This is a genomic window from Chryseobacterium sp. (assembly GCF_019236175.1).
In the GTDB taxonomy this organism is placed as follows: domain Bacteria; phylum Bacteroidota; class Bacteroidia; order Flavobacteriales; family Weeksellaceae; genus Chryseobacterium.
On the sequence record NZ_JAFAJM010000004.1, the window covers coordinates 236,276 to 254,228 of the forward strand.

The 17,953-nt window shown below is 37.6% G+C and carries 14 protein-coding genes; 8 read left to right on the top strand and 6 right to left on the bottom strand.

The window, feature by feature from the left end; genetic code table 11:
• Positions 1 to 277: 277 nt before the first annotated feature.
• Genes JO178_RS03685 through JO178_RS03695 form a run of 3 tightly spaced genes read left to right on the top strand, consistent with a single transcriptional unit; the run spans position 278 to position 3,145 of the window.
• A complete protein-coding gene (locus JO178_RS03685; RefSeq protein ID WP_291931784.1) occupies positions 278 to 1,621 on the top strand; it encodes a cytochrome ubiquinol oxidase subunit I in 1,344 nt (447 codons plus the stop codon).
• Positions 1,618 to 2,622: a cytochrome d ubiquinol oxidase subunit II gene (locus JO178_RS03690; protein ID WP_291931788.1), complete on the top strand. Its 1,005-nt coding sequence runs from the start codon at positions 1,618 to 1,620 to the stop codon at positions 2,620 to 2,622. Before JO178_RS03685 ends, JO178_RS03690 begins: the two co-directional genes overlap by 4 nt.
• A 4-nt stretch (positions 2,623 to 2,626) precedes the next feature.
• A complete protein-coding gene (locus tag JO178_RS03695) occupies positions 2,627 to 3,145 on the top strand; it encodes a ClbS/DfsB family four-helix bundle protein (protein WP_291931791.1) in 519 nt (172 codons plus the stop codon).
• A 169-nt stretch (positions 3,146 to 3,314) separates the two neighbouring features.
• Here JO178_RS03695 and JO178_RS03700 read toward each other — a convergent pair whose 3' ends face one another.
• From JO178_RS03700 to JO178_RS03725, 6 genes are all read right to left on the bottom strand, one after another.
• Positions 3,315 to 4,751 carry a glutamate synthase subunit beta gene (locus JO178_RS03700; RefSeq protein WP_291931796.1) on the bottom strand — a complete coding sequence of 479 codons (1,437 nt, stop codon included), beginning with the start codon at positions 4,749 to 4,751 and terminating at the stop codon, positions 3,315 to 3,317.
• A complete protein-coding gene (gene gltB / locus JO178_RS03705) occupies positions 4,751 to 9,283 on the bottom strand; it encodes a glutamate synthase large subunit (RefSeq protein WP_291931798.1) in 4,533 nt (1,510 codons plus the stop codon). Before gltB ends, JO178_RS03700 begins: the two co-directional genes overlap by 1 nt.
• A gap of 398 nt (positions 9,284 to 9,681) precedes the next feature.
• Entirely contained in the window at positions 9,682 to 11,379 is a 1,698-nt protein-coding gene (gene lysS, locus JO178_RS03710; protein ID WP_291931801.1) for a lysine--tRNA ligase, read from the bottom strand.
• A gap of 207 nt (positions 11,380 to 11,586) precedes the next feature.
• Positions 11,587 to 12,513, bottom strand: coding sequence for a 23S rRNA (adenine(1618)-N(6))-methyltransferase RlmF (gene rlmF, locus JO178_RS03715; protein ID WP_291931804.1), 927 nt, complete (start codon positions 12,511 to 12,513; stop codon positions 11,587 to 11,589).
• Positions 12,514 to 12,516: 3 nt separating this feature from the next.
• A complete protein-coding gene (locus tag JO178_RS03720; RefSeq protein ID WP_291931807.1) occupies positions 12,517 to 12,891 on the bottom strand; it encodes a c-type cytochrome in 375 nt (124 codons plus the stop codon).
• A complete protein-coding gene (locus JO178_RS03725; protein WP_291931809.1) occupies positions 12,891 to 13,109 on the bottom strand; it encodes a hypothetical protein in 219 nt (72 codons plus the stop codon). The genes JO178_RS03720 and JO178_RS03725 overlap by 1 nt, the downstream gene beginning before the upstream one ends.
• A gap of 196 nt (positions 13,110 to 13,305) precedes the next feature.
• On the opposite strand from JO178_RS03725, the gene JO178_RS03730 reads away from it, so the two are divergent.
• From JO178_RS03730 to trpD, 5 genes are all read left to right on the top strand, one after another.
• Positions 13,306 to 13,761 carry a cupin domain-containing protein gene (locus JO178_RS03730; RefSeq protein ID WP_291931812.1) on the top strand — a complete coding sequence of 152 codons (456 nt, stop codon included), beginning with the start codon at positions 13,306 to 13,308 and terminating at the stop codon, positions 13,759 to 13,761.
• Between the two features lie 191 nt (positions 13,762 to 13,952).
• Positions 13,953 to 14,597 carry a hypothetical protein gene (locus tag JO178_RS03735; protein ID WP_291931815.1) on the top strand — a complete coding sequence of 215 codons (645 nt, stop codon included), beginning with the start codon at positions 13,953 to 13,955 and terminating at the stop codon, positions 14,595 to 14,597.
• A 250-nt stretch (positions 14,598 to 14,847) separates the two neighbouring features.
• The gene (locus JO178_RS03740; protein ID WP_291931818.1) at positions 14,848 to 16,272 is read left to right on the top strand and encodes an anthranilate synthase component I family protein; all 1,425 of its coding nucleotides are present in this window, start codon (positions 14,848 to 14,850) and stop codon (positions 16,270 to 16,272) included.
• A gap of 53 nt (positions 16,273 to 16,325) precedes the next feature.
• Positions 16,326 to 16,928: an aminodeoxychorismate/anthranilate synthase component II gene (locus JO178_RS03745; RefSeq protein ID WP_291931822.1), complete on the top strand. Its 603-nt coding sequence runs from the start codon at positions 16,326 to 16,328 to the stop codon at positions 16,926 to 16,928.
• A 38-nt stretch (positions 16,929 to 16,966) separates the two neighbouring features.
• The gene (gene trpD, locus JO178_RS03750; RefSeq protein ID WP_291931826.1) at positions 16,967 to 17,953 is read left to right on the top strand and encodes an anthranilate phosphoribosyltransferase; all 987 of its coding nucleotides are present in this window, start codon (positions 16,967 to 16,969) and stop codon (positions 17,951 to 17,953) included.

Genomic DNA, 17,953 nt, shown 5'->3' on the forward strand with positions numbered 1-17,953 from the left:
CGGGATTGAGATTTAACCATTGATTTTTAACCTCTTATCACCTCCCTAAATGTATCTTTTTTTATTTTTCGCAAAGACTTACAAATATCGTGATTTTTTTCGAATTATGAAAGTTAAAAAATGTCAAAAAATGTGGAGTTTTCTTATTGGAAACATAAATGATCACGGATCTATAAAAGAATCAAAATTAAATTCTATTTCTGAAATATCAACTGTTTTAAATCATGCTTAACATCAATAATTTATACGTAAATTTATTTACTCAAAAGTTGAAATTATGGATGATTTTATTGCGGCACGTGCGCAGATGGCCTTATCTCTGGGCTTCCATATCATTTTTTCCTGTGTAGGGATGGTGATGCCTTTCTTAATGGCTTTCGCACACTGGAAATATTTAAAAACCAATAATGAAGTATATAAAGGCCTTACCAAAGCCTGGAGTAAAGGAGTAGCCATTCTTTTTGCTACCGGTGCGGTTTCAGGAACGATGTTATCCTTTGAACTTGGCCTTCTGTGGCCCGGCTTTATGAAACATGCGGGTCCTATCTTCGGAATGCCGTTCTCATTAGAGGGAACAGCATTTTTTATTGAGGCAATTGCGATTGGATTCTTTTTATACGGATGGGAAAGATTTAACAAATGGTTTCACTGGTTCTGCGGTTTTCTGGTGGGATTAAGCGGACTGGCATCCGGAATCCTTGTCGTAGCAGCCAATTCCTGGATGAATTCTCCCAGCGGTTTTGATTATATCAACGGACAATACCTGAATATTGATCCTATCAAGGCCATGTTCAACGATGCCTGGTTTCCACAGGCGCTTCATATGACAGTAGCTGCATTTTGTGCCACGGGATTTGCAGTAGCAGGTGTACATGCCTTATTAATTATAAGAAAAAGAAATATTGAATTCCACACTAAGGCTTTCAGAATAGCTGTTGGTTTTGCCCTTATCGGAGCCTTTGGCGCTCCTTTAAGCGGAGATATCGCTGCAAAATCTGTTGCGGAAAGACAGCCCATTAAATTAGCAGCTATGGAAGCTCATTTTGAAACGGAAAAAGGAGCCTCTTTCATCATTGGCGGAATACCGGATGAAAAAAAAGAGGAAGTCCAATATGCAGTAAAAATCCCAAAGGTATTAAGTTTCTTAGTGAGTAATGATTTTAATGCTGAAGTAAAAGGACTGAAAGATTTTCCGAGAGATGAATGGCCGCCAATAGCGGTTACCCATTATGCATTCCAGATTATGATCTTTTTTGGAGTCGTTATGATTGGTATCGGAGTCATTTATTTATATGCTTTCTTTTTCAGAAAAGAATGGCTCACTAAAAACTGGCTGTTAAAGACTTTCCTTATCGCCACTCCTTTTGGATATATTGCTCTGGAAGCCGGCTGGACCGTTACCGAAGTAGGAAGACAGCCATGGATCATTTACGGAGTCATGAGAACAATAGACGCGGTAACCCCGATGCCGGGAATACAATATTCATTTTATTTCTTTACGGCCATCTTCATCTCATTATCCCTGATTCTGGTTTTTCTTTTAAGAAGACAGATCCAGATGGTTCCGATACTTTACGACCCTTCAGACGCTCAGTTCAATACTAAAAACAAGAAATCATGATCTACATTGTTATAGGCTTTCTATGGCTTTCCATTTGTCTTTATATTATCCTGGGTGGCGCTGATTTCGGGGCAGGTATTGTGGAGCTTTTTACCAATAAAAAAGCCCGCCACAAAACACAGGAGATCATGTATGAATCCATCGCTCCTGTGTGGGAAGCCAATCATATGTGGCTCATCATTGCTATTGTAATTCTTTTTGTAGGGTTTCCTGAAATCTATACCACCCTCTCCACTTATCTCCATATCCCTTTAGTCTTAATGTTATTGGGAATTATTGCGAGGGGAACCGCTTTTACATTCAGACATTATGATGCTGTAAAAGATCAGTGGCAGGTTTTATATACCCATATTTTCTATTATGCCAGTCTTTTAACACCTTTCTTTTTGGGGTTAATTGCTGCAGCCACCGTATCACATTCTATCAATCCGGATGCTGTAGGATTTCTTGATCTTTATATCTTCAGCTGGCTTAACTGGTTTGGTGTTTCTGTAGGATTGTTTACTGTAGCACTTTGCGCATATCTTGCTTCTATCTTTTCTTTAAGAGAAACCAGAGATAAGGCAGATCTGATGCTGATGATCAGAAAGTCCAAACAGACCATGATCTTCGTGGTCGTTACAGGAATTCTGGTATTTTTCACCGCTTACATTTCTGATATTCCACTTTTGATGTGGGTATTTTCAAAACCTTTGGGAATGATGGCGATTGCTTTTGCTACAATTGCTTTATTCCTTATTCTGCGGGCTCTGAACAGGCAGAAATTACTTCCGGTACGTGCTCTTGCAGGTTTTCAAATGGTCATGATCCTTGTAGCAGCAACCTATCAGCACAATCCGAACATCATATTATTAGGAAACGGGCAGCATCTTTCTCTTCTGGAACATATGGCCCCTGATAAAACCATTTCTGCATTAGGATGGGCGTTAATGCTCGGATCTTTATTTATCCTTCCTTTCTTATTCTATCTGATGGCCTCATTTAGTAAGCTGAGAAAATAAATCAATGATGCAGACCTATAAAGATAAAACAGAGCTTATTGAAGCAATCAAGAAAACGTATCGGTTTTATGACAATGAATTTGATGGAATTAAAGAAGATGAAAAAAACAGGGATGCACCGGGAATTGACAAAACTCCTTCACAGAATATTTCTTATCAGTTAGGATGGACAGGCTTACTGTTACGATGGGAATCTGATGAAAAAGGAGGAATTGAAGTAAAAACTCCCACTTCTGAATACAAATGGAATAATTTAAAGGGATTATATCAGTCTTTCTATGATCAATACGGTTCTTACCATTTGGCAGAGCAAAGAGAATTGTTACAAAAACAGGTTAATGAAATCATAGAATGGATAGAAAGTCTGGATCACGAAACCTTATTTACTCCGGAACAGAGACAATGGGCAACAACTCCTGCGAAATGGCCGGTCTGGAAGTGGGTTCATATCAATACCGTAGCTCCCTTTAAAAACTTCAGGACACAGCTCCGGAAATGGAAAAAAGAAACCGGTACAGACTAGCTCTGTACCTGCTATTTTTATTTCTTATCAATTTTGTCTGGTGACCTCATTTGACTATTGAAGAAAATAAATTCGGAATCAAAGGCTCGAAGCTGTATAAAATCACCTTATTCATTCTTTAAGCTGCCCATCTATTTTTCTTAAATACCCAATCAGAATTCAGATTACTTCAGGACTTATTTTTAAAAAATTCATCAATTTTTCCTGCACATTGCCGCCCCTCTGCAATTGCCCATACGACAAGACTTTGTCCTTTCCGGGCATCACCACAGGTGAAAATTTTATCTTGATTGGTTTTATATTCTTTATTATTCCCGATTAAATTCCCTTTTGGATCCAGATGAATGTCTAAAGCTTCAACCACTCCCTTATGCTCAACGTGGGTATACCCTAAGGCAATAAAGACAATATCACACTCGAGTACAAATTCAGATGCTGGTTTTTCAGTATACAAATTCCACTTCCCTTCATCAGAATCTTTAGTCCATTCTGCCTCCACCAGACGAATTCCCTTTAGGTTTCCGCTTTCATCTTTTACAAATTCTTTTGAATTCACAGACCACATACGATCGCATCCCTCTTCATGGGAGGAAGTAGTCTGCAGGAGTGCCGGATAACTTGGCCATGGCATCGTTTCATCTCTTTCTGTGGGTTGCATAGGTTTATAATAGATCTGATAAACCACTTCTGCTCCCTGACGATTAGAAGTTCCTATACAATCAGACCCTGTATCTCCCCCTCCTATTACCACTACTTTTTTTCCTTCTGTATTAATTTCTTCTTCTTCGAAAGGAATTCCGCTTACCTTTTTATTGCTCTGTTTAAGAAAATCCATTGCGAAATAAATTCCTTTTGCATCCCGGTTGGGGATGATCAGATCTTTGGGAACAGTACTTCCCGTTGCCAATACAATGGCATCAAAATTACGGTTCAATTCTTCTACAGCATAATTAACACCAACATTAATTCCTGTACAAAATTCAACTCCTTCTTCTTTCATCCACTGCACCCTACGTTCTACAATAGTTTTATCCAATTTAAAATCCGGTATTCCAAATCTTAGTAATCCTCCTATTTCAGCATCTCGTTCAAAAACAGTAACAGTATATCCCATTTGATTCAATTGATAGGCCGCCGCCAACCCTGCAGGTCCAGAACCTACTATAGCGACATTTTTATCGATCTTCAGCTTAGGAAGTTTTGGTTTAGCGAAACCTTGCTCAAAAGCTATTTCAACAATATTTTTTTCTATTTCCTCAATGGTAACAGCCTCATCATTAATTCCTAAAACACATGCACTTTCGCAGGGAGCAGGACAAATTCTGCCGGTAAACTCAGGAAAATTATTGGTAGATATTAAAATCTGATAGGCTCTTTTCCATTGTTTTTTATAGACAGACTCATTAAATTCAGGAATAAGATTCCCCAGGGGGCAACCATTCTGACAAAAAGGAACTCCACAATCCATGCATCTTGCCGATTGACAATTCAACTGCTGATCAGAAGGCTTTTGAATAAATTCTTTATAATCTTTCAATCTCCTTTCCACAGCTAATTTAGAGGGAAGCTCCCTATCATACAATAAAAATCCATCTATCTTGCCCATTATCTAATTTCATTTATCCGGTTTTCGATCACTTTTTTATATTCCCTTGGATACACTTTTTTAAAATGCATACAGCTTTTATCCCAATCGCTTATGATGTATTCCGCTAACACACTTCCTGTATTTTCAGAATGTTCTTTGATCAGGGTAAAGATCAATTCTTTATCATGCTCTGTAATAGACTCCAGATCCGCCATGTCAGCATTAAAATGATATTCTAAAGTTTCATTAACATCCCATACATAGGCAACACCTCCGCTCATTCCTGCTCCAAAATTTCTTCCAACACCTCCTAGAACAATAATTTTTCCTCCGGTCATATATTCACATCCATGGTCACCAATCCCTTCTACCACTGCGATAGCTCCGGAATTCCGAACAGCAAAACGTTCTCCTGCCATCCCATTGATAAATACCTTTCCGGAAGTAGCTCCATATAAAGCAACATTTCCAACAATACTATTTTCATTAGCATGAATAACAGCCTCTTTATCCGGAAAAACGATTAGCTGAGCACCAGAAAGTCCTTTTCCTAAATAATCATTAGCATCCCCTTCTAAACGCATGGTAATTCCTTTATTACAGAATGCTCCAAAGCTTTGCCCCGCTGTTCCTTTAAAATTAAATAGCAATGAGTTTTCCGCCATTCCCTGGGATTTATAAATCTTGGTTACTTCATGAGAAAGAATAGTTCCTACAGAACGGTCTGTGTTTTTTATATCAAACCCTACCTCCATTACTGTATTATTTTGAAAAGCATATTGAGCCGCTTCAATCATTTTCCAGGATATAGAATGCCCTAATCCCGCATCTTGTTTTTCAGATTTAATCACCGGTAAACTGGTTTCCACTTTATACAGAATCCTGCTCAGGTCTATGCCTTGATGTTTCCAGAAGGTAATATTTGCTTTTCGTTCAAGGCATTGAGATTGACCCACCATATCATCAATAGTTCTGAAGCCTAAATTAGCCATGATTTCACGAACTTCCATAGCAAGAAATCTAAAATAATTTACGAGATGCTCAGCTTTTCCTTTGAATTTTTCTCTCAACTCCTCTTTTTGAGTAGCAATTCCGACAGGGCAGGTATTTAAATGACATTTTCTCATCAGTATACAACCTTCCACAATCAGTGCAGAAGTAGCAATCCCCCATTCCTCAGCCCCTAACAAAGTTGCTATGGCCAAATCACGTCCTGTCTTCATCTGTCCATCAACCTGTAAAGTGACTCTTTGTCTCAATTTATTTTTAATTAAAGTCTGTTGAGTTTCGGCTAATCCGAGTTCCCAAGGTAATCCGGTATGACGGATTGAGCTTAAGGGAGATGCACCTGTACCTCCATCATATCCTGAGATCAGAATATGATCTGCTTTGGCCTTAGCAACTCCTGAAGCAATGGTTCCTACTCCAGCTTTTGAAACTAATTTCACCGATAAACGCGCATGGCGATTAGCATTTTTTAAATCAAAGATAAGCTGAGCTAGATCTTCAATAGAATAAATGTCATGATGTGGTGGTGGAGAAATCAATCCAACACCCGGCGTTGAGTGTCTCGTTTTACCAATCCATGAATCTACTTTATCTCCCGACAACTGCCCACCTTCACCGGGTTTAGCACCTTGAGCCATCTTTATTTGAATTTCATCTGCTTCTGCCAGATACCTGGCTGTAACCCCAAACCTTCCGGAAGCCACCTGTTTAATGGAAGAACGCAAATTATCTCCATTTTCATCAAGGGAATATCTTACTTCATCTTCTCCTCCTTCTCCTGTATTGCTTTTGGCCCCTATCCTATTCATTGCAATAGCCAATGTGGTGTGCGCCTCCCAGGAAATAGACCCAAAAGACATCGCACCTGTTGCGAAGCGCTTCATTATATGGTCTATAGATTCAACTTCTTCCAAAGCAATGGGCTTTCTATCATTTTTAAATTCCAACAAACCTCTCAATAAAGACACCTTACCCGTTTGCTGATTGACAAGTCTTGAATATTTTTTAAAGGTATCATAGTCATTATTCCAGGCAGACTGTTGAAGTAAGTGAATAGACTGCGGGTTAAACTGATGATACTCATTATTACTTCTCCACTGGTAAATACCGCCTGTATCGAGTAAAGAGTTTTCTATATCTGTATTAAATGCACTCTGATGCTTTACCAAAGCTTCTTTTGCAATTTCATCAAACCCAATTCCTTCAATTCTGGAGACCGCTCCTGTAAAACAGGTATTGACGACAAGTTTATTCAACCCTATAATCTCAAAAATTTGTGCTCCATGGTAAGATTGCAAAGTGGAAACTCCCATTTTAGAAAATATCTTTAAAAGCCCATCTCCGACAGCTTTTTTATAGTTTTCTCTCAACTTTACCAAGTCTTCTTCTCCTTCAAATTCCCCATCATCAAACATTTGCCTGATACTTGCCAATGCGAGATAAGGATTAATTGCTGTTGCTCCAAAACCCAATAGGGCTGCAAAATGATGAACCTCCCAAACATCCCCAACCTCCATGACCAGACCTATTTTCCTTCGGATACCTTTTCTAATCAAATGATGATGTACTGCTGAACATGCCAATAATGAAGGAATCGAAGCATGCTGAGAATCCAACGACCGATCGGAAAGTATAATTACCTGAAACCCATCATCTACTGCGTCTACTGCATACCTGCAAATCCTCTCAATCGCTTTTTTAAGCTCTCCTTCTTTTCCATTCGCATTAAAATAAGTATAAATCGTTTTGGCTTGAAACCTTCCTGTATCAACGCTTCTTAATTTTTCAAGCTGATTATTATTGATAACAGGATTCTCCAGTTTGATAGAATGTGCAAAATTTTTATCTTCTTCCAAAAGATTTCCGTTTCCACCGATAATGGTAGTTAAAGACATTACCAATTTTTCCCTTATAGGATCTATCGGGGGATTTGTTACCTGGGCAAATAGCTGTTTGAAATATGAACTCAAATGTTGTGGCTTTTCACTCAACACAGCTAATGGAACATCAAATCCCATTGAACCCATCGGTTCTTTACCATGCGAAGCCATTTCTTTAATGATTCCTTCCAGATCTTCTCTGGAATACCCAAATGCCTTCTGATATTTAAAAATATCTTCTGTCTGAAGTTTATTGAATCGAATTTTAGGGTCGGGTAATTCGGTGATATTAATCCTCATACTATCCAACCACTCACGATAAGGTTTTGAAGTACATATTTCCTTTTTCAATTCATCATCGCTGATGATTGTCCCCTTTTTCATATCCACGAGAAACATCTTCCCTGGCTGAAGGTGGCCTCTTTTAATTATCTTTTTGGGATCTACAGATAAAACTCCTGATTCGGATGCCATAATTACTAAATCATCCGACGTGACACAATATCGCGAGGGGCGAAGTCCGTTTCTATCTAAAGTGGCTCCAATAATATCACCATCAGTAAAGGAAATAGAAGCGGGTCCATCCCAAGGCTCCATCAGGCAAGCATGAAACTCATAAAAGTCTTTTTTGTAGGGCTCCATTTGCTCGTGTCCATCCCATGCTTCAGGGATCAGCATCATCATGGTGTGAGGAAGCGACCTTCCTGAATGATACAATAACTCGACCATATTATCGAGATAAGAAGAATCGGATTGTCCTGGTTTTGTTAAAGGAAGAAGCATATCCATTTCCTGAAGAGTAAAAAATGGGCTTTGGAACATTTTCTCAGAAGATCTAAGCCAGTTAAGGTTTCCTCCTAAAGTGTTTATTTCTCCATTATGCGCTAAAAATCTGAAGGGTTGTGCGAGGCTCCATGTAGGTGAAGTATTAGTGGCAAATCGGGAATGCACCATACCAAATGCAGAACGAATTTTAGGATTCGTAAGATCTTTAAAATAGTTCCGCACCTGAATACTTCTTAGCTGTCCTTTGTAAATCAGTTTTTTACAGGAGAAAGAGGCCACGTAAAATCCAACAGGATCATTATTTGTAATGCTGATAACCTGATGAGAGATATAATTTTTAAAAATAAATAACTTTCTTTCAAAATCTTTTTCGGTTTCCAGATCAAAAGGACGCTCAATAAAAAGCATTTCCATCACCGGTTCTACACTTTTTGCCAAATCTCCAAGATCAATATTACTTACCGGAACAGGCCGATATCCTAATATCTTAAGATGAAGTTTTTCTGCAGATTGCGCAATGATTTCTTTGCACTCTTCCCTAATAAAATTATTCTGAGAAAAAAATAGCATCCCCACTCCGTAATATCCTGCCTCGGGCAAATCTATTCCGACATTTAGTGCCTCATCGTATAAAAGCTCATGAGGAATCTGGATTTGTATCCCCGCACCATCGCCAGTGTTACTTTCATATCCGGTAGCCCCACGATGTTCCATGTTTTCCAGCATGGTAATGGCATCACTTATAATTTTATAACTTTTGCCTCCTTTGATATTGGCGACAAAGCCAATGCCACAGGAATCAAATTCAAATTCCGGCTCATAAAGACCCTGTCTCTTTATAAAATTATCTGGTTTTTTTTTGTGTGTTCTATTCATTTCCATATCAAATGTAGTAAAAAGAACAATTTGAAATATTATAAATTACATTTATTTTATTAAAATATATTTAAATGATTATTTTTTTTAAAAAAAATAAACAATAAATGAGAATAATATTAATAATTAAATAAATTAACAAATATTTAATAAATTAAAAATTCGATTATTATGTATAAATTTCACTCTTTTAAAAATAAAATCAAGTATTTCTATAGGTATACTTTTAGAGTGAATCTCCACTAGTTTATTAAGAAATTAATTGAAACGGGATCCCTCAACCTTAAGTAAAATAGAAAAGCCTAGCATGGTTTAAAAATTTCAACATATCTATAAAAACAAAAAAAAACCGATACAGATTTACCCTGTACCGGTTTCTTTTATATTTCATAATGAAACTAAGCCAGTTTCATCAAAAGATTTTCATCAATCTTCTCCACTTTTACAATATTGTTTTTTGTCAGTGTTTTGGAGGCTTTATCCCATTTTTTACCGGATAACCGGCTTCTTTCTTTTACCTCAGCTAATGCTATCGGTTCTTCCTGAGAATTAAGGATTTCAAGGATTACTTTTTCATCTTCTCCCAATTCAATTTGCGGAACCGCCTTCTCCGGTCTCATCTGCGGGAAGAATAATACTTCCTGAATAGAAGCGTTATTCGTCAGGAACATAATTAATCTGTCCATTCCGATTCCCAATCCTGAAGTTGGCGGCATACCGTACTCCAAAGCTCTTAAGAAATCCTGATCGATGAACATTGCTTCATCATCCCCTCTTTCAGACAAAGCCATCTGAGCTTCAAAACGTTCCCTCTGATCAATCGGATCATTAAGCTCGGAATAAGCATTGGCAATTTCTTTTCCACAAACCATTAACTCAAAACGTTCAGTTAAGCCTTCTTTACTTCTGTGTTTCTTTGTCAATGGAGACATTTCAACCGGATAATCTGTAATGAAAGTCGGCTGAATGAAGTTTCCTTCACACTTCTCACCGAAAATCTCATCGATTAACTTTCCTTTCCCCATGGTTTCATTCACTTCAATTCCGATAGACTTTGCGAAATCGAATAATTCCTTCTCTGTTTTTCCAGTGATATCGAAACCTGTGAACTTCAGAATCGCTTCTGTCATGGACACTCTTGGATAAGGTGCTTTGAAATCTACTTCATGCTCTCCGAAGGTAGCTGTTGTAGTTCCATTTACCTGAATGGCACAGAATTCCAATAGTTTTTCTGTAAAATCCATCATCCAGTTGTAGTCTTTATAAGCTACATAAATTTCCATAGCTGTAAATTCCGGATTGTGAGTTCTGTCCATCCCTTCATTTCTGAAGTTTTTAGAAAACTCATATACGCCGTCAAAACCACCTACGATCAATCTTTTCAGATATAATTCGTTCGCAATTCTTAAATATAACGGAATGTCTAATGCATTGTGGTGTGTGATGAATGGCTTAGCAGCCGCTCCACCAGGAATTGACTGTAAAATTGGAGTTTCCACTTCAAAATAACCTGCATCGTTAAAGAAAGTTCTCATCGCATTGAACAGTTTTGTTCTCTTCACGAAAATTTCCTTTACCTGTGGATTTACCGTTAAATCTACATAACGTTGTCTGTATCTTAATTCAGGATCTGTAAATCCGTCATGTACAACACCGTTTTCATCTGTTTTAGCCTGAGGAAGCGGACGAAGAGCCTTTGTAAGAAGGGTAAAATTCTTTACTAAGACCGTCTTCTCTCCTACCTGAGTCGTAAACAGTTCACCTTCGATACCGATAATATCCCCGATATCCAAAAGGTGTTTGTATACTTCATTATATAATTCTTTATCTTCACCCGGACAGATCTCGTCTCTGTTGAAATACACCTGAATTTTTCCTTTAGAATCCTGCAATTCGGCAAAAGAAGCCTTCCCTTGAATTCTGCGGGACATCAGTCTACCAGCGATCTTCACCTGTTTACTTTCAGAAAAGTCCTGTTTTATAGATTCTGTAGTATCTGTAATGGTATACTCATCCGCAGGGAACGCATTAATCCCCATTTCAGTCAGCTTATTCAGCTTTTCTCTTCTAATGATTTCTTGTTCTGATAATTGCATTTCTTATTTTTCTAAAAGCGTACAAATTTAGGCATTTTTGAGCTGACCATCAAATTAGTTTTTTCAGAAATTTTAAAATGTGAAGTCTGGAGCGTAAATTTTTAAGATCATAACACTCTAATAGCGAATTGAGTTTCTTACCTATACCGAAACGGAAAAATAATAATCAAAAGTACACGACAAAGCCAACACAGCATCAACTATGAACTAAAACCAGTCTTTCCGGTCTTTCTGAGGCGCGAAAGTCCAGGCCAGAATCCGGCTTATTTTCTGTCCCTGAGCCATATCAATGGTTTTATATTCTGCAGCTTTTAGTTTTTTTACAAGAGCAGTCAGCTTATGAAGGTTATCTTTTTTAGAAACCAGACAGGTAAACCAGAGTACCTGTGACGGGTACAATGCACTTTCATGGATCATTTTTGTAATGAATGCGATTTCACCACCTTCACACCATAATTCATTCTGCTGTCCGCCAAAGTTAAGTAATGGTTTTTGTTTTTTTGAGCGGTTAAGGTTCTTTGTCTTCCGGATATTTCCTTTCACTGCAGATTCTTCTGAATCATGGAAAGGAGGATTACACATAGAAAATGTAAACCGGTCTCCGGCATTTATTATATTTTTAAAAATATGATCGGAATCCGGTTGCTTCTTTAGCTGAATAGCTGATAAAAGATCGGGATTTGCGTCTAAAATATTTCGGGCGTTCGCCAGTGAATCTTCACTGATATCTGTTCCTGTCATTTTCCAGCCGTAAGAACTATGACTGATTAAAGGATAAACAAGATTGGCTCCGGTTCCTATATCCAGGCCTTTTATGGAAGATCCTGCCGGAATTTTATTTTGATGTTCAGCCAGCAGATCGGCAATATAATGTACATAGTCTGCACGCCCTGGGATGGGAGGGCATAAATTGGCCTCAGGAATATCCCAGTTTTTTATATGATAATAATGTAACAGTAAGGCTTTATTGAGCAGCTTAACTGCCTGAGGAATACTGAAGTTAATGGTTACCGTTTGATAAGCATTCGTAAAAACATACTGTTTCAGTTCTGGCACACAAGAAATAAGCTGATCAAAATCATAGGGATAACGATGCAGATTTCTTGTGTGCAGACTGGATTTTTCAGTAGACATATTCTATTTCTTCTGACTTAAAATATATTCCACCATTTTTTTGGCATCTTCTTTAGATACCTGTGGATGGGCAGCCATAGGGACACCTCCCCAAACTCCGCTTCCGCCTTCTATAATCTTGGAAGCAAGCATTTCAACATCCTTGTCAGAATATTTCCCTGCTATTTCTTGATAAGAAGGTCCTATCATTCTCTCATTGGCAGAATGGCATCCTGAACAGTCTAACGTTTCGATGATCTGAGCACCGGAAAGATTAGATTTTCCCGGTTCTGAAACAGTTGCTGTTTCAGAAGATGAAGCCACAGCTGTCGTATTTTCTTTTTTAGAACAGGAAAAGATCATAAGACCTAAAGCTCCTGCCAAAAATATTTTTTTCATTATTTCTTCGCTGTAGAATCTTTTTTAGCAGCTTCAGGAGCAGGTGTAGCCGGAGTTGCAGCAGCAGGAGCAGCTGGCTTAGCCGTAGAATCTACCACTGTAGTTGCTTCAGGTTCTTCAAGCATTGTATTGCTGTCCTGTAATGAGTGATCTGTCTTTTTAGAACAGTTAACGACTAATAAACCACCAATAAATGCGATTGCTAATACTTTTTTCATTGTTTTCTAATTTGGTAGCAAAAATATAAAAAATAAACTTTTAAACTGATGACAAATGTTCTCTTTGAAAAATATTTTTAAAGGCTAAATAAATAACAACGATAAAATAATTCATCAATAGGAGATATTTTATAATTATGCTTAATATTTTTGTATTGATTATGGCAAACTCAATCCATATTATCAGTTTACTTCTATGACCAGAAAAAATTTATTGGGCATTGCTTCAGGTATTGTAATATCTGTATTGCCTCTATCCTGTGACAATTCTTCATCGGATAATCACAATTCAGAATATTCCGACAAAATTGAATCCGTATCTTTATTAAAAACAACAAAATCATGGGATGGTACTGTATATCCGGCGTATCCGGACGGGCAACCGGAGATATCGGTTCTTAAAATCTCTGTTCCGCCTCATAAAGCCCTGGACTGGCATAAGCATCCTGTCATTAATGCGGCTTATGTAGAAAAAGGGGAAATTCAGATTGAAAGAAAAGAGGACGGTAAAACCCAATGGGTAAAACAAGGACAGGTACTTCCGGAAATGGTGAATGCTGCCCACAGAGGCAAAACCGGAGATCAGGGGGCAACCTTAATTGTTTTCTATAGCGGATCTCCAGACCTACCACTTTCGGAGCCCGTACACTAATTTATTTTACAGCGGGGCCGCAGGATATTTATTTAATTCAGAAAACCGCTTTCAGACTCCTGCGGACTCATCTTTTAAAAAAAGAGAATGAATGACTTTACTTTATCTGAAAAACAAGCGGTAATCTTATTAATTTTTTTAATAATTTTAAAGAGATTTTAGATTTTAATAAAGATAACCGAATTATAAACATGATTCTAATTTCAAAAATTCTGTTTTTTGCCAGTCATCATGGGTTTTACACTGTGATCATTCTTATTTTGTTCTTTGGATTACTCACCTTTTTAACAAAAAAAGTATTGTTTCTGATTCCTATTATTCCATTGGCAATCTTAAACGGAATCGGCGGACAGTTTGTGAATGCCTGGTTTTTAAATAAATACGGAGTTGAAAGCACGGCAATCATCACCGATGATGTGGAGACTAATTCGACATTGAACGAAATGTACATCCATGATTATGAAGCTATTGTAAAAAAACAGGACGGAAAATACATTTCCACTTACTTCTCTACTACCACTGCAGCTATTTATCCTATTGAAAATGCAATCAGAATTCCTCGGATGAAAGAATCATTTCCTGTAAAATATATTCCGGGATATGAAAAAAATATCGTCATTCTCTATAATCAGTCTGAAGAAGGAAAAAGAGTATTGAAGTATTCAAAACTTGCACCGGTAAATTCTGCCAAAATCAAATATGAGGCAGACAGAACCAACAAAGAATTTGTAAAAGAATATATTTCCGCTCTTGAAGAATATTTAAAAGACTATGATGATGAAAGTTACAGAACCAGACTCAGCGATCTGAAACAGGAACTTGATCAGTTGAAATAATAAATTTCCATATTAATTTTTTTGTTTTTTTGACTTTTCTATTTTTTGTATTGATTTTTTTTTTACATTTGTCCCATGTTTAACATGAGCAACAATATTTGGTGGTGGCTTTCAAACTCTTCGTCGGGTCTGAAGGTATTGTCATGTTGCTAACTTACAACAGAAATATTAAAAACAATATATAGGCTTTGACGGATTCCGTTGAAGCCTTTTTTTATTCCTTACGCTCACATAAAAAATAAAACTACAGATGTTTACTGAACCTATTACAATAAAAACCGTTTCGAAAAAGACCCTGGGTGATCTTCATACACCCATGAATATCTACCTTAAAATCAGAGATAAATTCAGAGATACTATCCTTCTGGAAAGTTCTGACTCAAAGAGTATTGATAATAATTTTTCTTTTATTGCCATTAATGCTATTGCCGGGATTGAGGTAAAGAACCTTAACGAATTTGAAGTTAAACTTCCTCATTCTGCTCCTGTTAAACAATTCATTATGGAAAGAGACCTTAACGACATCTTTGAGGGCTTCCGTACCGTTTTTCAATGTGAAAAAACAGAAGACCCGATTGAGCAGACGGCTCAGAGCCTTTTCGGTTATACGAGTTTTGAAGCGGTACAGTTTTTTGAAAACATAAATCTAAAGGCGCAAAGTCCTGAAGTGGAAATACCTATTCTCAGATACAGATTGTATCAGTATGTAATCGCTATCAATCATTTCAATGATGAAATGTATATTATTGAGAATCAAATCAAAGGCATAAAATCTGAACTTCATCTTTTAGAAAACCTCATTAAAAACCAGAATACTCCGGTTTATCCTTTTGAAAAAAACGGCCGGGAAACCTCCAATATTACCAGTGAAGAATATATCGATCTTGTAAAAACCGCCCAGAAACACTGTATGAGAGGCGATGTATTTCAGCTGGTTTTAAGCAGAAGATTTGAACAGAAATTTAAAGGAGATGAGTTCAATGTATACCGTGCCCTGAGAAATATCAACCCTTCTCCTTATCTTTTTTATTTTGATTACGGAAGCTATAAATTATTCGGATCCAGTCCTGAGAGCCAGCTTATTATAAAAAACAATAAAGCGGTCATTCACCCGATTGCCGGAACGGCTAAAAGAACGGGCCATTTTGAAACAGATCTTCAGGCAATCGAAACCTTAAAAGCAGACCCGAAAGAAAATGCAGAACACACCATGCTGGTAGACCTTGCCAGAAATGATCTTGGAAAACTGGGCAAAAATGTTACGGTTACCAAACTGAAAGAAATTCAGTTATTTTCTCATGTTATCCATATGGTGAGTGAAGTAACTGCAGATCTTCCTGAAAATATTAATCCTCTTGAAATGGTTTCTGCAACCTTTCCACAGGGAACGTTAAGCGGAGCGCCCAAACACAAAGCTCTACAATTAATCAACCAGTATGAAAAAGATTCTCGCGGATATTATGGGGGCTGCATCGGTATGATTGGTCTAAACGGCACCTGTAATCAGGCTATTATGATCCGAACTTTCTTAAGTAAAAACAATACCCTTTATTATCAGGCCGGCGCAGGACTTGTTGCAAAATCAGTTCCTGAAAACGAACTGCAGGAGGTTAATAATAAATTGAACGCGCTGAAAAAAGCAGTAGAAAAAGCAGAAAAAATAGTTGAAAACTGATTTCGGAAAATTGAACAGGAACATCATCAGCTAGCAAATCAAAAAATAAAAAAATGAGCAATACAATAGATAATCAGCAATCAGCATCTAAAGTCCTGGTTTTTGATAATTATGACAGTTTCACGTATAACCTTGTCCAGATCATCGAAAAAATCCTTAATCAAAAAGTGGATGTGGTAAGAAATGATCAGATTAGCCTGGAAGAAATTAATAAATATGATAAAATAATTCTTTCTCCCGGTCCCGGAATTCCTGAAGAAGCAGGAATTTTACTGGAACTGATCAGAGAATATGCTTCTACAAAAAGTATTTTGGGAGTATGTCTCGGACAGCAGGCTATTGCAGAAGCTTTTGGAGGCAGCCTTATTAACCTGTCTGAAATTTTCCATGGAGTGGCTACCACAACAGAAGTTGTAAAAGAAAACACTAAACTGTTTAAGGACATTGCTTCCGGACTGGAAGTAGGAAGATACCACAGCTGGGCTGTTAATCCTGAAGATTTCCCTTCAGAACTGGAAATTACAGCGGTAGATAAAGACGGAATGATCATGGCATTACAGCATAAAACTTACGATGTACACGGAGTACAATTCCACCCTGAAAGTATTTTGACTCCGGATGGAGAAATGATAATTAAAAACTTTCTTTTACAGTGAATACCACAGAGATCTCATCAACAATAAAAACTCCTCAAATGAAAGAAATACTGCAATACCTGTTTAATCATAATACACTTTCAAAATCTGAAGCAAAAGCTACGATGATTGAAATTGCTCAGAATAAATTCAATTCTGCGGAAGTAACAGCCTTTATGAGCGTTTTTCTGATGCGTAATATAACACTGAAAGAACTGGAAGGTTTCAGAGAAGCTCTTTTACAAATGGCTGTCCCTGTGAATATTGACGCTCAGGATGCCATAGACATCGTAGGAACAGGAGGTGATGGAAAAAACACAATCAATATATCAACATTGGCCAGCTTTGTGGTGGCCGGAGCCGGGCAGAAGGTAACAAAACATGGTAATTATGGGGCTTCAACCACTACAGGCTCATCCAATGTACTGGAAGAACTCGGGTATGAATTCAAAAACAGCTCAGCTCAGCTGAACGAAGACCTTGAAAAGGCCAATATCTGTTTTTTACATGCACCCTACTTCCATCCTGCTCTTCAATCGGTTGGGTTATTGAGAAAATCACTGGGATTAAGAACTTTTTTCAATCTCCTGGGTCCACTGGTCAATCCGGCCCAACCTCAATACTCCGTGATCGGAGTTTACAATCTTGAAATTGCAAGAATATATCAGTATCTCCTGCAAAAAGAGGATCGTGATTTTATGCTTGTTCACGGATTGGATGGCTATGATGAGATAAGTCTTACCCATGACAGTAAAATCATTACCAAGAATGGAGAAAGTATCTATTCAGCTGAAGATTTAGGATTCAATCCTGTAACGCCGGAAGATATTAAAGCAGGCACTAGCATTCAGGAAACAGCAAAAATCTTCAGAAATATTCTTGAAGGCAACGGTACAGAACAACAGAACTCAGTAGTACTGGCGAATGCTTCCGTAGCACTTCATCATACCCGTAAATTCGGAACTTATGATGACTGCCTTCTTTTAGCACAGGAAAGTCTTGAAAGCGGAAAAGCATTAAATAGTTTTGAACTCTTAATTCACTAA